This is a genomic window from Romboutsia weinsteinii, assembly GCF_002250835.2.
Classification (GTDB): domain Bacteria; phylum Bacillota; class Clostridia; order Peptostreptococcales; family Peptostreptococcaceae; genus Romboutsia_A; species Romboutsia_A weinsteinii.
Window position 1 is genome coordinate 1 of sequence record NZ_NOJY02000157.1, and the last position, 639, is coordinate 639.

Consider the following 639-nt stretch of genomic DNA (forward strand, 5'->3'; position numbering starts at 1 on the left):
TCACTATCTAGTAAAAAAGTTATCTCTCCAGAGTCCATATCGCCTATATTTATACTTATTACTGCTGCTCTTTTCTTGCTGTCTTTGGGTCCATATATTTTTATATCTGGAACTTGTTCCAGCTTATCTAGCATATACTGGCATAATTCTTCTTCGTGATTTCTTATTTTTTCTATACCCTCATCAAATATAAACTTAATACCTGCATTAAGCCCGGCAATACCTGAAGTATTATGAGTACCTGATTCATATTTATCAGGAGTTAAATCAGGCTGGAATAAATCTTCAGATTTACTACCAGTTCCACCTTCTTTTAATATCGAAAGCTCTAATCCTTCTCTTATATATAAGATTCCTGTTCCTTGAGGTCCTAAAAGGCATTTGTGGCCTGGTGCAGCTAACATATCTATATTAATTTCTTTTACATCTACATCATAAACACCTACAGTTTGAGATGCATCAACTAAATATAATATATTATTATCTTTTGCAATTTCACCAACTGTCTTTATATCTACCAGTGTCCCGCAAATATTTGAAGCATGAGTTGTAACTATAAGCTTTGTGTTTGGTCTTATCGCTTTTTCTATATCTTTACAATCTAAGAATCCCTCTTTGTCACATTGAACTATAGTATTC

The 639-nt window shown here is 32.9% G+C and carries 1 protein-coding gene; it reads right to left on the reverse strand.

Annotation, left to right across the window (positions count from 1 at the left end):
• On the reverse strand, positions 1-639 hold a 639-nt coding region (locus tag CHL78_RS20440), incomplete at both ends, for an aminotransferase class V-fold PLP-dependent enzyme (protein WP_116041785.1).